The sequence below is a fragment of the Sphingobium sp. 3R8 genome (genome assembly GCF_020166615.1).
Classification (GTDB): Bacteria; Pseudomonadota; Alphaproteobacteria; order Sphingomonadales; family Sphingomonadaceae; genus Sphingobium; species Sphingobium bisphenolicum.
This window is the reverse complement of sequence record NZ_JAIQXR010000005.1, coordinates 121,175-142,986: the sequence shown is the minus strand read 5'-3', so window position 1 is coordinate 142,986 and position 21,812 is coordinate 121,175. Positions and strand designations below refer to the sequence as shown.

The 21,812-nt window shown below is 65.3% G+C and carries 16 protein-coding genes; 13 read left to right on the top strand and 3 right to left on the bottom strand.

Annotation, left to right across the window (positions count from 1 at the left end; translation table 11 throughout):
* Nucleotide 1 precedes the first annotated feature (1 nt).
* Nucleotides 2-859 (bottom strand): urease accessory protein UreD, encoded by an 858-nt coding sequence (locus K9B33_RS06770; RefSeq protein ID WP_224547628.1) that lies wholly within the window; start codon nt 857-859, stop codon nt 2-4.
* A 105-nt stretch (nt 860-964) separates the two neighbouring features.
* Nucleotides 965-2,458 (bottom strand): agmatinase family protein, encoded by a 1,494-nt coding sequence (locus K9B33_RS06765; protein ID WP_224547626.1) that lies wholly within the window; start codon nt 2,456-2,458, stop codon nt 965-967.
* A gap of 330 nt (nt 2,459-2,788) precedes the next feature.
* On the opposite strand from K9B33_RS06765, the gene K9B33_RS06760 reads away from it, so the two are divergent.
* The 6 genes from K9B33_RS06760 (at nt 2,789) to K9B33_RS06735 (ending at nt 9,680) form a co-directional block, all read left to right on the top strand.
* Nucleotides 2,789-3,370: a methylamine utilization protein MauD gene (locus tag K9B33_RS06760; RefSeq protein WP_224547625.1), complete on the top strand. Its 582-nt coding sequence runs from the start codon at nt 2,789-2,791 to the stop codon at nt 3,368-3,370.
* A 60-nt stretch (nt 3,371-3,430) separates the two neighbouring features.
* Nucleotides 3,431-3,901, top strand: coding sequence for a (2Fe-2S)-binding protein (locus K9B33_RS06755; protein WP_066600872.1), 471 nt, complete (start codon nt 3,431-3,433; stop codon nt 3,899-3,901).
* Nucleotides 3,898-6,081, top strand: coding sequence for a xanthine dehydrogenase family protein molybdopterin-binding subunit (locus tag K9B33_RS06750; RefSeq protein ID WP_224547623.1), 2,184 nt, complete (start codon nt 3,898-3,900; stop codon nt 6,079-6,081). Before K9B33_RS06755 ends, K9B33_RS06750 begins: the two co-directional genes overlap by 4 nt.
* Nucleotides 6,082-6,313: 232 nt before the next feature.
* The gene (locus K9B33_RS06745; protein WP_224547621.1) at nt 6,314-7,117 is read left to right on the top strand and encodes a peptidyl-prolyl cis-trans isomerase; all 804 of its coding nucleotides are present in this window, start codon (nt 6,314-6,316) and stop codon (nt 7,115-7,117) included.
* Nucleotides 7,114-8,118, top strand: coding sequence for a HupE/UreJ family protein (locus tag K9B33_RS06740; RefSeq protein WP_224547619.1), 1,005 nt, complete (start codon nt 7,114-7,116; stop codon nt 8,116-8,118). Before K9B33_RS06745 ends, K9B33_RS06740 begins: the two co-directional genes overlap by 4 nt.
* A complete protein-coding gene (locus K9B33_RS06735; protein ID WP_224547617.1) occupies nt 8,115-9,680 on the top strand; it encodes a tetratricopeptide repeat-containing sulfotransferase family protein in 1,566 nt (521 codons plus the stop codon). The genes K9B33_RS06740 and K9B33_RS06735 overlap by 4 nt, the downstream gene beginning before the upstream one ends.
* Before the next feature lie 254 nt (nt 9,681-9,934).
* Here K9B33_RS06735 and K9B33_RS06730 read toward each other — a convergent pair whose 3' ends face one another.
* Nucleotides 9,935-12,376 (bottom strand): TonB-dependent receptor, encoded by a 2,442-nt coding sequence (locus K9B33_RS06730; protein WP_224547615.1) that lies wholly within the window; start codon nt 12,374-12,376, stop codon nt 9,935-9,937.
* Nucleotides 12,377-12,697: 321 nt separating this feature from the next.
* On the opposite strand from K9B33_RS06730, the gene K9B33_RS06725 reads away from it, so the two are divergent.
* From K9B33_RS06725 to K9B33_RS06695, 7 genes are all read left to right on the top strand, one after another.
* On the top strand, nt 12,698-14,182 hold the full coding sequence (locus tag K9B33_RS06725) for an agmatinase family protein (protein WP_224547613.1): 1,485 nt from the start codon (nt 12,698-12,700) through the stop codon (nt 14,180-14,182).
* A complete protein-coding gene (locus tag K9B33_RS06720) occupies nt 14,182-15,531 on the top strand; it encodes an agmatinase family protein (RefSeq protein WP_224547611.1) in 1,350 nt (449 codons plus the stop codon). Before K9B33_RS06725 ends, K9B33_RS06720 begins: the two co-directional genes overlap by 1 nt.
* Nucleotides 15,532-15,547: 16 nt before the next feature.
* The gene (locus tag K9B33_RS06715) at nt 15,548-17,020 is read left to right on the top strand and encodes an agmatinase family protein (protein ID WP_224547609.1); all 1,473 of its coding nucleotides are present in this window, start codon (nt 15,548-15,550) and stop codon (nt 17,018-17,020) included.
* A 131-nt stretch (nt 17,021-17,151) separates the two neighbouring features.
* Nucleotides 17,152-18,879, top strand: a complete 1,728-nt coding sequence (gene peaA / locus K9B33_RS06710; protein ID WP_224547608.1) for a quinohemoprotein amine dehydrogenase subunit alpha — start codon at nt 17,152-17,154, stop codon at nt 18,877-18,879.
* Nucleotides 18,876-20,324, top strand: coding sequence for a quinohemoprotein amine dehydrogenase maturation protein (gene peaB, locus K9B33_RS06705; RefSeq protein WP_224547605.1), 1,449 nt, complete (start codon nt 18,876-18,878; stop codon nt 20,322-20,324). The genes peaA and peaB overlap by 4 nt, the downstream gene beginning before the upstream one ends.
* Complete coding sequence (qhpC, locus tag K9B33_RS06700) at nt 20,321-20,683, top strand: quinohemoprotein amine dehydrogenase subunit gamma (protein ID WP_224547603.1); 363 nt, start codon at nt 20,321-20,323, stop codon at nt 20,681-20,683. The genes peaB and qhpC overlap by 4 nt, the downstream gene beginning before the upstream one ends.
* Nucleotides 20,684-20,691: 8 nt before the next feature.
* On the top strand, nt 20,692-21,783 hold the full coding sequence (locus K9B33_RS06695) for a YncE family protein (protein ID WP_224547601.1): 1,092 nt from the start codon (nt 20,692-20,694) through the stop codon (nt 21,781-21,783).
* Nucleotides 21,784-21,812 lie beyond the last annotated feature (29 nt).

The following is a 21,812-nucleotide window of genomic DNA, read 5'->3' as shown; positions in this document are numbered from 1 at the left end:
CCTAGCAGTAACAGATGGTTGGCATGGTTGGCGACAATCCGAAAATGGCGGCGCGCAATATGCCCGCCGCGCGCATCACATCCTTGCGCAGCGCCTGCGGATCGGCGGCGGTCAGGCGCAGGATCAGCAGGCCGTCGAAACTGGTCGCGCCCGCACCCGGCCCCTCGAACAGGCTGCGCGCCAGGTCGAGATAGTCGCCCGCATCCGCTCCGGCATAGACCAAAGTGGCGATCGCGATCGCATCGCCGAAGCCGAAAGGCGCGCGGCCCTGGCTTGCGAAATCGCCTTCGACATGGAGCGTGTCGGCCCAGACCAGCCGCCCGTCGCGCCGGATGCGCCAGGCTTCGTGGATCAGGCCGCTGGTGTAGCTTTCCCCCATCGCGCCGCGCCCCAGCACCAGCGTCTCCATCGCCAGCATCCGCGCGTCGGGCGCCAGGTTCGCTTCGAGCGTGCGCCGCATCCGGCTGCGGTCGAACAATATCGCCTCCTGCGCCAGCCATTCGCAGGTCGCGCCCGCGCCGATGCTGATGCGGGTGTCGATGCGGGTCGGTTCGTCCTCGTCCAGCGCGCGGTACAGCTTTTCGGCTGCCTGCGGCACGATCGTCGCCGCCGCGCCGGGATCGACGATGACGTCGAGCGCCAGCCGGTCGCCGCCGGTCAGCCCGCCGCTGGTCGTGACGGTGACGGCCAGGGGAAAATCGCCCTCGCGCCCATCGGGGAACAGCAGCCGCGCCGGCGCCACCTGCATCATGTCGCGGACGCCGCGCGGGGAAAAGGCGACCATGGCGCGCCCGTCCACCCGCTGGTGCCGGGACTTGGGCGGCACGGTGATGGCGCTTTGCACGGTCATATAAGACATGTGGTTAGCGCAGGCAGGTCGCGACATGGGGCATATGACGTATGTAACGAAAAGGGTGGCCCGCGTCCGCCAGCTACCCCTCCGCATTCCTTCGCAATAACCCGATCAGGTCGTCCGCCGACGACCGCCCCGCGCGAAACCGGGATCGACCTTCTCCGCCTTGCCGTCCTTGGCCGCCTTGTCGCCATAGTAGGGCTGGCCATGTTCGGTGGTCAGGTCGGACAGATAGCCCGCCTGCCTGATCCCCTTCTTGCGCATCGCCACCCCGGTCAGGCAGGCGTGCATGATGAAATTGGCGTTCAAGGCGCTGCGATAGGTCGGGTCCAGCACTGGGGCGAGTTCCACGATCTCGAAACCGATCAGATCATTTTCGGCGCACAGGCGGCGCACGATCGGGATCGCCTCCCGCATCGTCAGCCCGCCGGGGACCGGGGTGCCGGTGCCGGGGATGAAGGCGGGGTCGAGCACGTCCACGTCGAAGGAGACGTAGAGCTTCTTGCCGCTCTCCCGCGCTTCCTTGAGCGCGCGTTCCATCGTCGCGGCCCATCCATTCTTCTCGACCTCCGGCATCGCATGGTAGCGCACGCCATTGTCGCGCATCCATTCGAAGCCTTCCTTCTCCGGCCATGGCCCGCGCAGGCCCACCTGGATATAATTCTTGCCCAGCACATGGCCTTCCTTGACCGCGCGATAGACCGGGGCGCCATGGGTGATGAAATGGACACCGCCCTTGCCCGCATCATAGTGGGAATCAAAATGGACGACGCCGAAACTGCCCTTGCCATGGACGTCGGCGATTCCCGCGACGTCGCTATATTCCAGGCTATGGTCGCCGCCGACGATGAAGGGGATGGCACCGGTGCGCGCGATTTCCGCTACCCGCTCGCGCACATGGGCGACGGTGCGCTCGGTCGACATATTGTCGACGGCGATGTCGCCATAATCGACGATCTTCAATTCCTTGGACGGATCGACCATCGTGTACATGTCGATGCCGCCCGCGCCATATTGGGTGCGCATCGCGGACGGCCCGCCCTTGGCCCCGCGATAGCCCGATCCCATGTCCAGCGGGGCGCCGACGATCGCGACGTCGACCTTGCCCGCGACCAGATCCTCCGGGAAGATCGCGACCGGCGCGCCGGCGAAGGTCGCGATGCCGCCGCCATAAACGCCGCCGCCGCGACCATGGGCGTAATAGCTGAGTTCAAACGGCCCCGGTTCGCGCTTGGGGTCCAGGCCGCTGGGCCGGCGCAGTTTCCAGCCGTTGAAATTTTCATTGTCAGTATCGAGCGGGATAGCCGCCATGTCGGTCTTGGCGTTGAACTTCGATGCTGCCACCGCGTCCATCATCGCCTCGATATAGGCGCTGATTTCTTCCGGCGTCTTGGTCGCCAGCCGCTCGAACAATTTGTCGTAGGAGCCGGCGAACATCTCGGCCGGGTCGGAAGTCAGGAAATCGCGCTTTTCCTTGGACAGTGTCTTGATCTTGGCTTCCAGCGCGGCGGGCAAGGTGGGCTTGTCATTCTGGGCGACGACCGCCGCCGACGAAATCACCGTGGCGGCGAGCAAAGCGCCCAGCAGCGCATGTTTCGGCCTCATCGCATTACCCCCTTTGACACCCTTGACCTTTGTCACGGAAGCTAGGGGCGGGCGGCGGAGCGGCAATGGGGTGAACGACGTAGCATTGCGCGCTTACCCCAATATGACGGCCCGGACCCACAAGGAGTCCGGGCCGGAGCAAGCCGCTATGGGAGAGGCTTTTTGCGTACTTGCTGCGAGGCGGCCTGCGCCGCCCAAAGGGTTCCTGCGAACGACCCTGCGTCCGGCATAGCGGGACACCCGGCCGAGGCCCTACGTCAAACGCCCTATCGAGCGGCGCGGATCGCCGGGTTAGCGCCATGCTCCAATGTCTGTGAGCATGACCGCCTGGTGCTGATCGCGTCTCTCTTCCTTCTCTGGATCATCGTCATCCTGCTGGTCGTGGCGGTGGTCGCGCTGGCGCGCCAGGTGCGGCTGTTGCAGGATCGCGCCATGCCGATCGTGCAGCGCGCCGGCCTGCCCGGTCCCGGCGGCGCGGCCCCGGTGGTCAGCGCGCCGACCCTGGCCGGGGACATGCTGACGATCGGCGGGCCGAGCGCGGACGGGCGCGCGCTGCTGCTGCTGTTCATCCGCCCCGATTGCCCCGCCAGCCGCGCCGTGATCCGCGACGCGCTGGCGCTGACCGATCGCAAGCGGCTGCGTCTGCTTTTCCTGGGGGAAGGACGGGCGGAAGACTATGGCGACATGCTGCGCCAGCATCATATCCGCGACACCGACGTCATCATGAGCGCCGAGGTGATGCGCGATTTCCGGTCCGGCGACCGACCGTCCGCCGCGCTGATCGACGCGCGCGGGCGGCTGCTGGCGCGCGGCGTGGTGGAGGCGCGCGACCAGCTCGACGCGTTGCTGGTCCATGTCCAGCCGCGCCCGGTCGCGCGCGACAGCGGGGATGTCGTACCGCTGCTGTCATGACGACTGGACAGACGCGTGCAGATGCGCCTCTATTGGCGGCAAGAGAGACGGGGTAGACATATGGCGATCAGCTTCACGGTCAATGGTCAGAAACGACAGGTCGATGGCGACGCCGCCAAGCCCCTGCTCTGGGTGCTGCGCGAGGATCTCGACATGGTCGGCACCAAGTTCGGCTGCGGCGCGGGGCTGTGCGGCGCCTGCACGGTGCATGTCGGCGGCGACGCGGTGCGATCCTGCCAGACGCCGCTTGGCGATGTCGCCGGCAAGGCGATCACCACGATCGAAGGCGTGCAGACGGGCGATCCCGGCAAGCGCATCGCCGCCGCCTGGGTGAAGCATGACGTGCCGCAATGCGGCTATTGCCAGGCCGGGCAGATCATGAGCGCCACCGCTTTGCTCGCGACGACGCCAAAACCCAGCGATGAAGAGATCGATGCGGCGATGATGGGCAACCTCTGCCGCTGCTCCACCTATGTGCGCATCCGCGCCGCGATCAAGGACGCCGCCGGCATCCAGGACGTGCAGGCATGAGCGCCGCCAACCTTTCGCGCCGGGGCTTCATTTCCGCTTCGCTGCTGGCGGGCGGCGGCCTGTTGTTTGACCTGAATGTGCCGCTGGCGCGGGCGGCCGACGGGACACCGGTGATCCTGACCGCCTTCATCCGCATCCTGCCCGACAATCGCGTCGTCATCGGCGCGAAAAATGCGGAGATCGGGCAGGGCGCCAAGACGATGCTGCCGATGATGATCGCCGAGGAACTGGGCGTCGACTGGAGCCAGGTCACGATCGAGCAGACCCATGCCGACGCCAAGGTCTTCGGCGGCCAGAGCGCGGGCGGCAGCCGCACGACGCCGCGCGAATGGCTGCCCACGCGGCAGGCGGGGGCCGCGGCGCGGGCGATGCTGGTCGCGGCGGCCGCGCAGGGCTGGGGCGTGGTGCCGGAAACGCTGAAGACGTCCGCCGGCACGGTCAGCGATCCCCAATCCGGCAAGTCGGCGACCTATGCCTCGCTCGCGGCGGCGGCGGCGAAACTGCCCGCGCCTGATCCGGCGACGCTCAAGCTGACGGAACCCGCCGATTTCCGCATCATCGGCCAGTCGGTCGTCGGCGTCGATACCCCCGCCATCGTCGCGGGCAAGCCGCTGTTCGGCATCGATTTCAAGCTGCCGGGCATGCTCTATGCCGTATTGGAAACCTGCCCGGCCTTCGGCGGCGCCATTAAGTCCGCCAATCTGGACGAAGTGAAAGCGCTGCCCGGCATTGCCCATGTGCTGACGATCAAGGGCGACGGCACGCCGGAATCCGGCTTTGAGGGCATCGCCATCCTCTCGAAAAGCTGGTGGAGCGCCAACCAGGCTCGCGACGCGCTCAAGATCCACTGGGATGTCAGCGCGGTCAGCGGGTTTTCGACCGAAAGCTATGCGAGCCAGGCGGCGGCGAAGCGCAAGGGCAAGGCGGATGCCGACATCGTCCGCACCGGCGATATCGATGTCGCCTTCGCCAGCGCGGCAAAGACGGTCGCCGCCGATTACGACTATCCCTTCCTCGCCCACGGCACGCTGGAGCCGCAAAATTGCACCGCCCTGTTCAAGGACGGCGCGGTTGAAATCTGGGCGCCGACGCAGAACCCGGAAAATGGGCGCGGGCTGGTGGCCAAGGCGCTGAACCTGCCGCCGGACAAGATTCGCATCAACTTCACCCGCATCGGCGGCGGCTTCGGTCGGCGGCTGATGAACGACTATATGGTACAGGCGGCGTCGATCGCCGCGCAGGTGCCGGGCGTGCCGGTCAAGCTGCTGTGGAACAGGCAGCAGGATATCCAGCGCGATTTCTATCGCCCCGCCGGCTGGCACGGTTTCCGCGCCGCGCTCGACAAGGGCGGCAGGCTGACCGCCTTCCACGATCATTTCGTCACCTTCGGCAAGGACGGCAAGCCGGTGCGATCGGCGGAAATGCCCGCCAGCGAACTGCCCGCCGGTTTGATCGACAATGTCCTGCTGGAACAGAGTTTCCTTTCCACCAACATGCCGACCGGCTGGCTGCGCGCGCCCGGCTCCAACGCGCTGGCCTTCGTCACCCAGGCCTTTCTCGACGAGGTCGCGCAGGCGGCGGGCAAGGATCTGCCGACCCTCATGCTGGAGCTGCTACGCGATCCAAAGGAACTGCCGCGCGGCCCCAACCAGCCGCCCTTCGTTACCGCCCGCGCGCAAGGCGTGATCGAAAAGGCGCTCGCCATGGGCGGCTGGGCGACGCGCAAGGCGCTGCCCAAGGGCACGGGCAAGGGCTTCGCCTTCTATTACAGCCATATGGGCTATTTCGCCGAAGTGCTGGAAGTGGCGATCGTCGATGGGATGCCCAAGGTGAAGACCGTCTGGGTCGCGGGCGATGTCGGCAGCCAGATCATCAACCCGATCAACGCGCTGCATCAGGCGCAAGGGTCTGTGATCGAGGGGCTGGGTCAGGCGCTGGCCGGTCAGCAGATCACCCAGGTCGCTGGCGCGGTGGAGCAGGCCAATTACGATACCCACCCCTATCTGCGCATCGCCGATGCGCCGCGGATCGTGGTGGAGTTCTTGAAGACCGATTATCCGCCCACCGGCCTGGGCGAACCCGCCCTGCCGCCGGTCATCCCCGCCCTGGTCAACGCCATCCATGCCGCGACCGGCAAGCGCATCCGCACCCTGCCGGTCACGGCGGAGATGCTGGCTTAGCAGGGGGCATGATAGCTTTTAAACATGCCGGCGAATGCTGGCATCCCGCCTCCTTGTTCGTGGCGCAGGCAGGCAGTGCGATCCCGGCCTTCGCCGGGATGACGGCAGGGGGCCAGGAGGCGTGGTCCGACCCATGCGTCATTTGACGTAGAGGGGCGCGGTGGCAGGATCGTCATAAGCTGGACGAAGAACGTCCGCCCCGCCGGGCGGCTGTGAAAGGATGTCCGCGCTGATGCGCCGTTTGACTGCCCCGCTGCGCGCTTTGGCGGCGCGCGATCCCTTCCTCGTCTTCCTGGCCGTGTCGGGCGGGATCTTCCTGCTCTATTGGGCCGTCAGCGCCCGGCACCAGACGATCGACGTGCCGCTGTCCGTCCAGAAAAGCCTGTCCGACGATTATGAGATGATGGCGGGCAGAAAGCCCGATGCGCAGGCGAAGGCCAAGCTGATCCACGATTATGTCGCCGACGAACTGCTGTTCCGCAACGCGGTGGAGCGGGGGATGCATATGACCGACAAGACCACCAAGCAGCGGCTGATCGACCGGGTCCGCTTCATGATCGCAGGCGCCCCGGCCGACCCGAGCGAGGACCAGTTGATGGGCTATTATGCCGCGCATCGCGATCTCTATCGCGCCGAACCGCGCATGTCGCTCGACCATGTCTTCTTCGAACGCAAGCCCGCCGATGCCGCCGCCCTGCTCGCGAAGCTGCAAGCGGGCGGCTCGGTCAAGGGCGACGATTTCTGGATGGGCCACGACCTCCCCAATTACGGCGAATCGATGGTGCGCGGGATGTTCGGCCAGCCCTTCACCGACGCGCTGAAAAAGGCGCCGACCGGCCAATGGATCGGCCCGCTGCCATCGACCCGCGGCTGGCATTTCGCGCGGGTGCGCGATCGCGGCCCGTCCGCGATGCTGCCCTATACCGATGTGCGCGATCAGGTCAGCCAGGACTATCTGGCCGCGCAAACCGGCGCGCTGGTCGAACAGGAAGTGCGCAAGCTCGAAAGCGGCTATCGCATCCAGGTGGAGCAATGATGGTGCGCCGCCTATTGCTGATCCTGACGCTGCTCTTGGGCTTTGCCGCCCCGGCGCAGGCGGACGTGTTCCGCGTCGGCGACTTCACCATCCAGCAGGGCGCCGACCCCGGCAGTTTCGAGTTGAGCGCCTCGGTCCCCTCGGTCCTGGCCAGCGACCGGCCGCTCGGCCTGCCCGAAGGGTGCCGCGAAACGAGCCGGGATAAGCTGACCGAAACGGTGATGACCCGCTATGCGATCGGCATCGCCTGCGACCGGGCGCTGGCGGCCGACGATGCGATCGTCACCCCCTGGGCGGTCGATGGCGGCACCTTCCTGTCCACCGCCACCGGCGCGCGGGTGCAGCAGGCGCTCCAGCCCGATGGCGACAGCCTGTCCCTGCCGATCGGCGAAACGGCGGCGCGCAGCCGCGCGCTGCCCGAAATCGCGGTCGAATATACGGGACAGGGCATCGTCCATATATTGGGCGGCTGGGATCATCTGGCCTTCGTCCTGTGCCTCTGCCTGCTGGCGCGCGGGCGCTTCCTGCTGGGGCTGGTGACGACCTTCACCCTCGGCCATTCGCTCAGCCTGGCGCTCGCCTTCTTCGACATCGTCACCGTGCCGGTGCCGCCGGTAGAGGCGGTGATCGCGCTTTCCATCGCCTTCATGGCGCGCGAAGCGATCCGCGCGAAGGCGGAGGACGGGACCGATCCGGCCAAGCGTCGCCGGCAACTGGCGGTGGTGGCGGGCTTTGGTCTGCTCCATGGGCTGGGCTTCGCGACGGTGCTGCGTGAACTGGGTGTCGCGCCGCAGGAACGGCTCTCGGGTCTGCTCTTCTTCAACGGCGGGGTCGAACTGGGGCAGTTGATCTTCGTCGCCTGCGTGCTCGGCGCCCTGAAGCTGGCGGCGATCTTCGACCGCGACCAGTGGGTGCGGCAGGCCGCGCTCTACGGCGCGGGGATTATCGGCTGTTTCTGGGCGATCGAGCGGGTGGCCGGCTTCACCCTGGGGATGGCATGAGCCTGGAGGCGCTGGCGCGCGCGGCGCTGGCGCGGGGCGACCTGCCCGCCGCCGCGCAGGCGGCGCAGCGGCTCGCCATGGCGCAGCCCGAACGCCCCGCCGGTTTCTTCCTGCTGGGCATGGCCGCCGCCGAAGCGGGGCAGGTGGCCCAGGCGCTGCCGATGCTGGAACAGGCGGTGGCGCGCGGCGGGCAGGCCGAACATCTCGCCCAATATGCGCGCCTGCTGATCTTGCTGCGCCGCGATGGCGAGGCGGGCCGGTCGGCGCGCGCGGCGCTGGCGGCCGGGCCGGAAGATGCCCTGACGCATGACACGATCGGCTGCGTGCTGGCGCGGCTGGGCGATCATGCGGCGTCGGTCGGGCCGTTCGAGGGGGCGGTCGCGGCCGAGCCGGATAATCTGAGCTATCGCTACAATCTCGCTGCCGCCTGCGGCTTCACCGGTCGGGTCGATGCGGCACGGGATCATTATGAAGCGATATTGCGCATCGATCCCGGCGATGCGCGGGTCCATTATGCGTTGGCCATATTGTCGCGGCAGACGGCGGAGGCGAACCATGTCTCCCGCCTGGAAACCATACTCGCCGCTGCGACAAAGCCCGAAGACAGGCTGCGTATCCGCTATGCGCTGGCCAAGAGCCATGAAGATATGGGCAACGCCGCCCAAGCCTTCGCCCATCTGTCCGCCGCCAATGGCGCGCACAAGCAGGCCATCGGCTATGATGGCGCGGCCGATGCGGCGATCTTCGATGCGATCGAACGGCTGTTCGCGGACGGCGCGCCGCAGGGCTGGGGGGCAGGGCTGGAGGAACCTGCACCGATCTTCGTCACCGGCATGCCGCGCACCGGCACGACCCTGGTCGACCGCATCCTTTCCTCCCATCCGCAGGTCGGGTCGGCGGGCGAGTTGCAGGCGATGCCGCTGGCGGTGAAGCAGCTTGCCGGCACGCGATCCCGCCTGGTGATCGACCCGGACACCATTGCCGCCAGCGCCGCGTCCGATCCGCGGGCGCTGGGACAGGCCTATATGGCGCGCGCAGGCCATCACCGGGCCGATGGCAAGCGGCGCTTCATCGACAAGCTGCCGGCCAATTTCCTGTATATCGGGCACATGTTGCACGCGCTGCCGCAGGCGAAAATCATCTGCCTGCGCCGCCAGCCAATGGATACGGTGTGGAGCAACTACAAGAATCTCTTCGCCAGCCAGTCGGCCTATTATGCCTATAGCTACGACCTGATGGACATTGCGCGCTATTATGCGCGGTTCGACCGGCTGCTGGCGCTGTGGGACCGGCTTTTCCCCGGCCGGGTGCTGCAACTGTCCTACGAAGCGCTGGTCGCCGATCAGGAGGGCGAGACGCGCCGCCTGCTGGCGCATGTCGGGCTGGGGTGGGACGCGGCCTGCCTGTCCTTCCACGAAAACCAGGCCGCCGTCGCGACGCCCAGCGCGGCGCAGGTTCGCCGCCCGCTCAGTGCCGATGCGGTGGCGCGCTGGAAACGGCATGAAGGGGCGCTCGCCCCGGTTCGCGACTGGCTGGCGGGGCAGGGAATCGCGATCGACTGATCTTTCCTACACCGGAACTGTCGTGATAAAGGCTTGATATCACAGGCTCTTATCCATCGTAAAATCATTCGCAATAGCGCATATGCATGAAGTTCGGGAAGTTCCGGGCAGCATGCGCGCCATTTATGCTGCCAATTCAGCCCCTTGGCGTCAGGCGCCCTTTGGACGTCGCACAGGGGACGGCGGGCCGGAACGGGCAAAAAAGGCGCCTTCCGCCTGGGAAGACGCCCTTTTTACGTCATGCAGGTGCCGGATCAGAACTTGACGCGGCCCTCGACGCCCATGGTGCGCGGCTGCGCGACCGACTGGGCATAGCCGCGATAGATGATGCCGTCATTGACCTGGCCATAGCGGGTCAGGTCGTTCGACACGCCGGTCAGGGCATATTTGTCGAAGATGTTGTTCGCGAACAGGCTGATTTCCCAGACGTCCGTACTGTATGTCGCCGATGCGCGATGCATCACATAGGACGGCAGGCGCTCGCCACCGCCGCGCGCGCCCGGACGGGTCAGGATGCCGCCGGTATAGGTCGCGGTCCAGCTCAGGCGGAGGTCGTTGTCGCCCATCGGCATGGTGTAGACCGCCGACGCCGCGCCCGAATTTTTCGCCGATCCGGGCAGGCGATCGCCGGAGAACAGGTCGGCGCTGCCGGTCGCGGTCGACAACAGGCCTGGCACGTCCTCCGTCAGCTTCGCATCCAGATAGGAATAGTTGCCGCGGACGGTGAACTGGTCGGTGATGCGGGCGTTGAAGGTGAAATCGACGCCCTGGGACTTGGCCTTGCCGCCATTGGCGGTGATGCCGATCGCGCCGTTTACCGTCTGGCTGGCCAGCTGGATGCCGTCCCATTTGATCTGGAAGACGGAGATGCTGGTGGACAGGCGCCGGTCGAACAACTGGGCGCGCATCCCCAGTTCCAGATTCTTCACCTTGTCCGGTCCGAATGTCAGTTCGTTCGGCAGGGCGCACAGATTCTGGCCGGCGGGCAGGGGCTGGATACAGGGTACGACGCGGTTCACGCCGCCGATGCGATAGCCCTTGCTGTAGGTGGCATAGGCCATCAGGTCTGGCGTGAAGTTGAACGACGTGTTGAACTTCCACACGAAACCGTCGTCCCCCGCCTGTCCGCTCCGAACCCGCGACGGATCGATGGTCAGGCTGGGATAGGGCATCCGTCGGCGCCCCGAACGGGTCATAGGCGTATCGGAACCGCCGGTGATCGACGTATCGTAGCGGAAATAGCGGCCCCCGGCGGTGATCTGCCATTGCGGGATCGGCTTGAAGCTCAATTCGCCGAACACGGCCTGCTCCTCCGTCTTCGACCGGGTGAAGGAGACATATTCCGCGCCATCCGGGCGGACGAGGCCATCGTAGAAGCCGCCGTAAATTGCGCTGCCGATCGGCGAGGCGGCGAATTCTGCAAAGCCCGGCAGTCGTTCCACGCTGTCGGACCGGAACTTCATGCTGTTGTAAAAGCCGCCCACGACCCAGCTGAACGGGCCGCCATGGGTCGAAACCAGCCGGATTTCCTGGTTGAACTGCTTGCGGGTGTTGATGCCCGTCGTATAGCCGGCAAAGGCCGGGAACAGCTCATAATCATAGTCTAGATCGAGCAGCAGGTCGGTCACGTCGCCGACGGTATTGTTCTTCGTCTTGGTGAAGGCCGATGCCCAGACAGCCTGCGCAACATCGCCCAGTTGCGCTTCCATCTCTAGGCTGATCAGCTGCGACCGGCGGGTCGACGGTTCGGCATAGCGTCCCGCCGCTTCATATTTGCCTTCGCCCACGACACCGGCGGTGGTCGCCTGCCTGCCGGCCGTCCGCGTCTTTTGATAGGCATAGGTCAGATAGGCGTTGAAATCGGGGACGGAAATGCCGAGCTGGTTGCGGGTCGTGAACGTCTTTTCGAAGTTCAGATCCTTGCGGCCGGCGAAATTGGCGTCCTGCTGCGCCTGGGTGCCGAGCGGATTGTCCACGCCGCCCGGCTGGGCGATCGACACGCCGGGCTGCGCCACCAGGAACGGATAGTCGATGAAGCCGGGATCGTAATAATAGCCGGTCGCCGTGCGGAACGCCAACACGTCCTTGATGATCGGAATGTTCAGCGTGGCGTCGCCGACATATCCGACGCCCTTGCTGTGGGCGACGTCATAGGCGCGACCATGGACTTCGCCGCTAAAACGGGTCGGATCGGGCCGGTTGGGAATGTAGCGGATCGCGCCCGCCAGCGTGCCCAGGCCATAGAGAGTGCCCTGCGGACCCAGCAGCGTTTCCACGCGCTCGATATCGATGAACTTGAAGTCCAGGTAGAGCGGGATTTCACCCAGATAGGTACCGATCGCATTGTCGTAGTTGGCGCCGGACGCGCCACTGTCATCGGCGGAAAGGCCGCGCATGACGATGGTGGCCGCGCCGCGCGGGCCGGTGTCGGTGACGGTGATGCCGGGCGTGAACGCGCCCAGGTCGCGGACGTCGTCCAGCCGTTCGCTGGCCAGTTCGGCAGCCCCGATGGCCGAAATGTTGATCGGCGTTTCCATCAGCGTGGTGCTGCGGCGGGTGCCGGTGACGACGATCATGTCGCCTTCCGCTTCGGCCGCCGCCGCGGCGGTCTGGGCCATGGCGGGCATGGCCGCGACGGCGCCGGATATGATCGTCGCGGACAATAGTGCCAGCTTGAGCTTTGCGCGATACGACATGGTGTTCCCCTTCTTTTGCAATTTTTCCCCGGTCGTAATCCTCTGCCTGGATCGGCCACGATGCGTCGGTGATGCAGCAATGGCGCGGCGGGCGGCGTGATCCGCCACCTCCTTTTCTGGCATGGGGGAAGGCTATGGAGCGCGCAGGCACTCAGACATGGGGCATTTGACGTAGCTTATCCGTCTCTCCCGCCATGGACCGGTCCTACGTCAAATGCCCCATTGGGATGCGGTGCGTCGCCCGCCTACCCATGGCGCGATCAGCAGGATTTCCTGCCCTTTCCTGACGCCTATGCCCGCTTGTGGGGCTGGAGAACATGCATGCCGTCAATGACCGCCATCACCGGATGGAGCATGGCCGGGATCGCTGCGATCGGTGCTGCGGTCGCTGGCGACCTGCCTTATCATGCGCCCGACCGGAACGCGGGGACTCCCGCGATGCAGACGCCGCTGGAAGACGATATGGGCCGGCCCAAGCCGCTGGAACTGCCCAAGGATGTCGAGGCGAAGCTGGCCGGCATCGAAAAGGCGAAGGTCGAATTCCTCAAGAGCGGAGTCACCGGCCGCTACGTCGAGAAGGACGCGCTGTTCGATCGTATCCGCAAGGGCGACGCACAGGAGATCAGCGCCTATATCGCCGCGATGCAGGCGCTGCACGCGCAGGTCGAATATAAGGCCGGGCGCGACGCCGCATCGATCCCGTTGGATACGCGATCGCCCTGGTTCAACGCCTGGAAGGCGAAACGGTCGGGCGCGCTCGACCCCAGGCGGGCGGCCGGCCCGATCGAGCTGACCCGCTATGTCGGCGGCTGGGGCGGCGGCTTCGCCACCTTTGCAGGCGCGCCGGTGGCGATGACGCCGGAAGATCTGAAGGCGGGCAAGGTCGATGTCGCGATCGTCGGCGCGCCGCTCGACATGGGGTCGGGCTGGCGCAATGCGATCGACGGGCCGCGCGCCATGCGCATGACCGGCGGCGCGGCGGGCAACGATATGTATTCGATGATCAACCCCAACGCCGCGCTCAAGATCGTCGACTATGGCGACATCGCCATCGACCAGAACAGCACGGAGCGCAGCGTCGACCATGTCCGCGAGATGGTGGGCGAGATCGCGAAGACCGGCGCTATCCCGATCGTCATCGGCGGCGACCATAGTCTGGAATATCCCAATGTCGCCGCGGCCGCCGACGTCCATGGGAAGGGCAATGTCAGCGTCATCCACTTCGACAGCCATTATGATATCGGACGCGGTCGCGTGCATCTGCTCGACCATGGCCAGCCAGTCTATCGTGTCATCAGCGAGGGCCATGTGCGCGGCAGCGACTATATCCAGGTGGGATTGCGCGCGCGCGGTCCCGACCTCGAAACCTTCGGCTGGATGCGCAACAAGGGGATGCGTTATCACACGATGGTCGAAGTCGAGAAATGGGGCTGGGACAAGGTGATGGCCCGCGCGCTCAAGGAAGCGCGCGAGAACACCAAGAAGCTCTGGATCAGCTTCGATGTCGACGTTCTGGACCCCGCCTTCATGCCCGGCACCGGCACGCCCGTTCCCGGCGGCCTCACGATGCGCGAAGCACAGCCGATCATGCGCAACCTGTGCGCCCAGAACGACATCGCCGGCATCGATATCGTCGAAGTCGCCCCCTATCTCGACACCAGCTACAAGACCGCGCTCAACAGCAATTTCCTGCTGAACGCCTGCCTGGCCGGCATCGCCATGCGCAAGAAGGGCCTCAAGCCCGGCTATCTCAACCCTGTCTCGGTCGATCATGGCCTGGACACCTATTATGGGAAGAAGAATTGATGGCTCGCTCCACCCTGCCGGCACGGTGCGCGGCCGCCTGCCTGACCCTCGCAACGCTGTCCGCCCCCGCCTTCGCGCAGGGCGATGCGCTCGCCAGCCTCTCGCCCGAAAAGAAGGCGTTCCTGTCAGATCCGGCTACACTGGAGCGGTTCGGCCTGACGCCGGAGAAATTGCAGGTCACGCTGGCTGGCCGCCCGGCCGCCGATGTCGATGCCTATGCCGCCGCGCTGATGGCGGTGGTGGAGGACAGTAAATATAAGGCAGGCCGCGACCCTGCGGAAATTGCGCTCAACCCGCAGGCGCGCGGCTGGAACGCCAGCACCGTCGTCCGCCCCAAGATGTTCGACAAGCTGGCGCGTGATGACGGGCCGTTCAGCCTGAAACGCTATATGTTCCAGAAGGGCGGCATTCCGACCTTCGCCGATGCGCCGGTCGCGATTCGCAAGGAGGATCTGGTCGCGGGCAAGGTGGAGGTCGCCTTCGTCGGCGTGCCGCTCGATTTCTCCTCGGGCTGGCGCGACGCCAAGCATGCGCCGATGGCCTTGCGCGGCATGGATGGGCTTGTCGGCGCGGATGCCGATGGCGGGGTCGATCCGGGCCTCGTCCTCTCGATCGCCGACTATGGCGACCTGACGCCCGACTATATGGCGCCTGATCGCGGCCTCGACCATATCCGCGCGATGATCGCCGAAATGGCGAGCGTGGGCGTGGTGCCGTTCATCGTCGGCGGTGACCATACGATCATGTTCCCCGATGTCGCTGCGATGGTCGACATCTATGGCGCGGGCAAGGTCGCGCTGGTTCAGTTCGACGCCCATGCGGACGCTGAACTGAACGGAGATCATCTGATTTCCGATAACCAGACGCTGACCCGCCTGCTGGAGCAGAATCTGCTCCGCGGTAGCGACGTGACGCTGGTCGGCCTGCATGGCCGCGATGCTGGCCCGGCGACGCAGAAGCGATTGACCGACGCAGGCGCTAAGATCGTGCCGACGGCGGCGATCCAGGAACGGGGTTGGCAGGCCGTCACGACCGATCTGGTTGCGGGCCTGAAGAAGGGGCCGGAAAATGTCTTCGTCTCCTTCGACATGAGCGTGCTCGATCCGGGTGATGCGCCCGCGTCCGGTCGCCCGGTGCCCGGAGGCATCACCATGCGCGAAGCCATTCCGATGGTCCGCCAGATCTGCGCCCAGACCAAGGTGGTGGGCTTCGACCTGCTCGACGCAGCGCCGATCCTGGACCCGACCTATGTCAGCCGGATGAGCGCCAATTACATATTGCACGCCTGCCTCAGCGGCATCGCGATGCGCAAGACGGGCGTGACGCCGGTCCAGACCGCCAAGCGCTGAACCGGGGAGAACCGACATGCCATCGATCAATGCGATAAGCGGATGGGGCATGGCGGCGGCCGCGGCGGCCTCCGCCGTGGTGGCGGGCAATGGCTTCGACACGCCCAACCCGCCGCCGCCTCTGCCGCAGGAAGATATCATGGGCGAACCCAAGCCCATCGAGATTCCCGCCGATGTCATGGCGAAGCTTTCTGGCATTGCACCGGAGAAAGTGGCCCTCATCAAGCAGGGGCGCACCGGCCGTTATGTAGAAAAGGATGCATTGTTCGACCGCATCCGCACTATGCCGGCGGCCGAACTGACCGCCTGTATCGACGCGATCGCCGCCCTCCATGCGCAGGTCGAATATCAGGAAGGGCGCGACGCCAAGACGATCCCGCTCGACACCCGGTCGGCCTGGTTCAACGCCTGGAAGGCCAAGCGCCCGCTGGTGATGGACCCCAAGCGCGACGCTGGCCCCATGGACCTTGGCCGTTACGTCGGCGGGCGGCGTGGCGGTTTTGCGACTTTTGCGGGTGCGCCCGTCGCGATGACGCCGGAAGATTTGAAGGCGGGCAAGGTCGATGTCGCGATCGTCGGCGCGCCGCTCGATATGGGATCGGGCTGGCGCAACGCGATCGACGGGCCGCGCGCGCTGCGCATGACCGGCGGCGCGGGCGGCAACGACATGTATGCGATGATCAACCCTGGCTCCGTGCTGGAGATTGTCGACTATGGCGACATCGCCATCGACCAGAACAGCACCGAACGGTCGGTCGCCCATGTGCGCGAGATGGTGCGCGAAATCGCCCGCACCGGCGCGATCCCGATCGTCATCGGCGGCGACCATAGTCTGGAATATCCCAATGTCGCGGCGGCGGCGGACGTCCATGGCAAGGGCAATGTCAGCGTCGTCCATTTCGACAGCCATTATGATGTCGGGCGCAACGGCGTTCACTGGATCACCCACGGATCGCCCGTCTATCGCGTTTTGCACGAAGGCCATGTCCGGCCGCAGGATTATATCCAGGTCGGCCTGCGTGCGCGCGGCCCGGATCTCGAGACCTTCGGCTGGATGCGCAACAAGGGGATGCGCTACCACACCATGGTAGAGGTGGAGAAACATGGCTGGGACAAGGTGATGGACCGCGCCATCGCCGAAGCGCGCCAGAATGCCAAGAAACTGTGGATCAGCTTCGACGTCGATGTGCTGGACCCGGCCTTCATGCCGGGCACGGGAACGCCGGTTCCTGGCGGCCTCACCATGCGGGAGGCGCAGCCGATCATGCGGCGGCTCTGCGCCGAAAACGATATTGCCGGCATCGATATCGTCGAAGTCGCCCCTTATCTCGACACCAGCTACAAGACCGCGCTCAACAGCAATTACCTGTTGAACGCCTGCCTGACTGGAATCGCGATGCGCAAGAAAGGCCTGCCGCCGCGCTACTGGAGCCCTGTGTCGTCCGAACATGGGCAGGACGATCATTACGGTCCGAAAAAGAAATCCTGACACTCGTCAAGATTCTCATGGCGGATTGCGCAACCGCCATACGTCATTTGGGCAATGGCGTCGCACGAGCGCCTGCCTAGGCTTTCGACATGCGCCAAGGCAAAGGCCGGGCGCCAAGGGGGACATATAGGGTGAAGCGGCTTCCCGTCACGAAATTGGGCCTGTTGGCGCTCTTCTCCGCGTCTGTCGTGTTCGCGCAGGCGGATGGCGGACCCGATGGCGCGACCATGAAGGAAACGGAAGCGGGCATTCCCGTCACCGATCCGCTCGTCACCGAAAAATGCAGCGCCTGCCACACCGCCGACGCCAAGGGCAATTTATCCCGCATCAGCTGGGTCCGCACCACGCCGGAGGGCTGGGCGCAGGCGATCAAGCGGATGGTGCGCCTCAATGGCCTGGCGATCACGCCGGAGGAAAGCCGGGCGATCGTAAAGTCGCTCTCCGCTTCGCACGGCCTTGCGCCCGAAGAGGCCCGCCCAGTCATGTATCTGCCGGAGAAGCGGATCATCGACGAGAGCATCATCCCCAACGACACCATGCGCGGCGCCTGCGCCAGTTGCCACAGCTATGCACAACCCATGTCCTGGCGCCGGTCGAAACTGGAATGGAAGACGCTGCAGGATCTGCATGTCGCCCTTTATTCGCAGGCCGACGCCCAATATCGCCGTCCGGCTGAAGACAGTGAACAGCCTGCCGGTCGCGATCCCAAGGACAAGCTGACGCGCGGCGACTATGCGTTGACCTACATGCCCAAGGTGGCAGGGTTGCACACGCCCGAATGGGCCGCCTGGAGCGCGCGCCAGCGCAACCCGCGCCTGGCGGGCGAATGGCTGGTGGTCGCGTCGGTGCCGGGCAAGGGCCGCTATGTCGGCGAACTCAGCGTCTCACCGGGCAAGGCTGCGGATGAGTTTACCACCCGTTCCACCCTTCGCTCCCTCAGCGACGGCGGCACGATCAGCCGCACCGGCACGGGCATCGTCTATGCGGGCTATAGCTGGCGCGGGTCGTCAACAGGCGGGGCAGCGGCCAGGCCCGACGATCTCACCAGCGCGGCGCGCGAAACCCTGTGGTTCGCGCCCGACCAGCAAAGCGCGCAGGGCCGCTGGTTTTGGGGCGACTATCAGGAATTCGGCTATGATGTGAAGCTGGTCCGCGCGACCGCCGCACCCGCGATCCTGGCGGTGACGCCGGGGCCGGTAAAGGCGGGGACGAAGGGCGTGCAGCTACGCATATTGGGCAACAACCTTCCGGCCTCACCCAGCGCCGCCGACATCGATCTGGGCGCAGGCATCACCGTGACGAAGATCGTTTCGGCCAGCCCGAAGGAGTTGGTCGTCACCGCCGATGTCGCACCCGCCGCCTCGTCCGGCCAGCGCGACGTCGCCATCGCCGGCGCAGTGCTGGAGCAGGCCTTCCCGGTCTTCCACAAGATCGACTATATCAAGGCGACGCCCGAAACCGCGCTGTCGCGGCTGGGCGGCGTCAAATTCCCCAAGGGCTATCAACAGTTCGAGGCGATCGGCTACGAAAACGGCCTCGACGGCAAGCCCAATACGCCCGACGACATCGCGGTGGGTCCGGTCGCGGCCGACTGGACGATGCAGGAATTCATGTCGGTCTATTATGACGACGACACCAAATATGTCGGCGCATTGAGCCCCACCGCCTTTTTCACGCCCGCCGAGGAGGGGCCGAACCCGGCCCGTCGCTTCGGCCGCAACAATTATGGCGAAGTCTGGGTCGTCGCGACCGCCAAGACGGAGAAGGACAAGTTCGGCAAGCCGCTGAGCGCCCGATCCTACATGGTCGTGACCGTGCCCGCCTATCAGAAATGGGATCAGCCGGAGGTGTCGCGATGACCGTCATGCAGGCACCCGCCTACCGCCGGGCCGAATATCATGGGTTCGAAGCGGGTGGCGGCCACTTCATCTATCTGGTTAGCGCGGGCGCGATCTTCGAGATCGACGCGGATGTCCGCACGGTGCTGACCCGTCTCGACGGGCAGGAACTGACCCATGCCGCGCTGGTCCGCGAACTGGCGAGCGATGGCCGCGATACGGCCGAAGCCGAAGCGCTGGTCCGCGAACTGCGCGTCGCCCGACTGATCCAGCTTGGCGCCGCGGCCCCGGTCATGCCGCAGGCGCCACCGGCCGATTTTCCGCTTCAGGCGCTGGTGCTGAACGTCACCAACCAGTGCAACCTCGCCTGCACCTATTGTTACGAATTCGGCGCGGACAAGATCGCGACGCCCGCGGGCAAGCCCAAATATATGACGCTGGACACGGCCAGGGCCTCGGTCGACCTGCTGATCGCCGAAGCCGTGGGCCGCAAGGCGGTGCATATCACCTTCTTCGGCGGCGAAACGCTGATGAACTTCAAGCTGCTGCGCGACGTGGTGGACTATGCGAACGCGGCGACGGCGGCGGCGGGGAAGGCGATCACCTACAGCCTCACCACCAACGCCACGCTGCTGACGCCGGAGATCGTGACATTCCTCTCCGATAATCGCATCGGCGTCACCGTGTCGATGGACGGCCCGCCCGAGATGCAGGACAAGCATCGCGTCTACAAAAATGGCAAGGGCAGCTATGCGGTGATCGAACCGCGCCTGCGCACGCTGATCGCGCACCACAAGACCCGCGCCATCACCGCGCGCGTGACGCTGACCGAGGGCGTCACCGACGTCGTGCGCATCTTCCGTCATCTGAAGGACGATCTGGGCTTCCACGAAGTCGGCTTCGCACCGGTGACGACGGGCGAGGAAAGGGCCTATTCGCTGGATGACAATGGCATGGACAGCGTGCTGGCGCAGTTCAGCCTGCTCGCCGACGAATGGCTGGAATATGCCCTGCGCGGAGAATCCCACGGCTTTACCAATGTCAGCGAAACGATCAGCGAACTGATCTCAGGCGTCAACAAATCGCATCCCTGCGGTGCAGGCCTCGGCCTCATGGGCGTCAGCCCGTCGGGCGACCTGTCGCCCTGCCATCGCTTCACCGACGCCGACACCCACACGATGGGCCATGTGTCCAGCGGCATCGACCGCGCCAAACAGGGCGCGTTCCTGAAAAAGGGTCATGTCGAGGCGAAATATGACTGCCAGAGCTGCTGGGCGCGGCCGCTTTGCGCGGGCGGATGCCATCATGAGGCGTTTGTGCGCTATGGCGACACCGGCCACGCCAACCTCCATTATTGCGACTGGATACGGCAATGGACCGACACCTGCCTGCGCATCTACGGCGTGCTGGCGGTGCAGAATCCCGGCTTCCTCGAACGCTTCGCTGAACGAAAGGGCCTGTCATGAAGCATCTTCGTGCCATCAATAAAAAGGCGCGCGCGATCGGCGAAGCGGTGGCGCAGGTCGAGGCGGCGTCCGCCGGAACGCCTGCCGATATGGAGGAGGATGTCGTCGCCCTCCAGCAGCAGCCGCGGCCCCACGTGCCGATGGGCTGCACCCTGTCTTTTTCGCCCGGTTGGGAAGTCGATGCGGGCGGCGGCACGGCGGGACTGTGCCAGCCGGTCGAGCGCGACATATACGACTGCTACGTTACCTGCTTCTGGCCCGTCCAGGTACCCGACCATGTGAATTATTCGCCCGACTGGGCCAGCAACTGCGCCACCGCCACCAAGGACTGGCGCAGTCTCGATCTTGTTTTTCCATGAGGCGCGCCATGTCGATCTATCGCACCATCGTCGCAGCAGGGTTTGCCGCACTGGCCGCACTCCCGGCGTCCGCCTCCACCCTGTTCATGGGTTCCTATCCCGACGAACTGCTGATCTTCGACGAAGGCAAGGCGGCGGTGACGGGCAAGATCAAGCTCGACACCGGCCTGCCGACATCGATGCTGCTGTCGGACGACGGCAAGCGCATCTATGTCACCACCATCACCACCAGCGGGATCGAGGTGATCGACACCGCCACGCGCAAGGTGATCAACAAGTTCAGCCTGAATGACGGCGTCACCCGCTACCGCTTCTGGGGCGGCGCGGCGGACCCGACCGGCCGCTATTTCTATACGGTCATCAGCCGCTTCGACAAGGAAATCGACCGCTACAAGGTCAGCAAGCCGATGTATGGCGTGGTCGACCTGAAGCTGCAAAAGGTCGTGCGCACCGTCGATATCGACAAGGAAGACGAGAAGGCGGGCGGCGGCTATCGCGCGGCCTATAAAGTATCGCAGGACGGCAAATATCTCTACATCTTCGGCGACAAGGTGCTGATCCTGACCGTCGCGGACATGAAGGTGGTCGATCGTATAGACCTGGCCAAGCCCGAAGGGACGGGGCTTGAGAATGTCGGCTTTGGCGGCGCGATCGACACGATCCGCACGCCCGGCCAGTTCGTGTCGCTGTTCAACGCGGCGGACCCCTATATCCATAACAAGATGTTCGGCCTCGCCCGCTTCGACCTCAACAGCCGCCAGTTCGACTTCACCCCGATCGGCCCCGCGCCGGACAATATGGCCGGCCTGCAAATGACGCCCGACGGCAGCCAGGCCTATACCGTCGTGACCAACGGGAAGCTGGGCAACAAGCGCTGCGAATTCTGGCATATGGACATGAAGGCCAATACAGTCGCGGACAAGGCGGAGTTTCCCTGCCGCTCCCGCTTCCGCTTCGGCATGTCGATGGATGGCACCAAGCTCTACATCTACGGCGCCAGCTATGATGTCGAAGTCTATCACGCCAAGACGCTGAAGCTGGAAGCAACCTGGGATCTGGGGAATGACACCACCGGCGCAGGCATGGTCGCGGTGGAATGAAGACCTTCGGGCCTATTGGCAAATTCCTG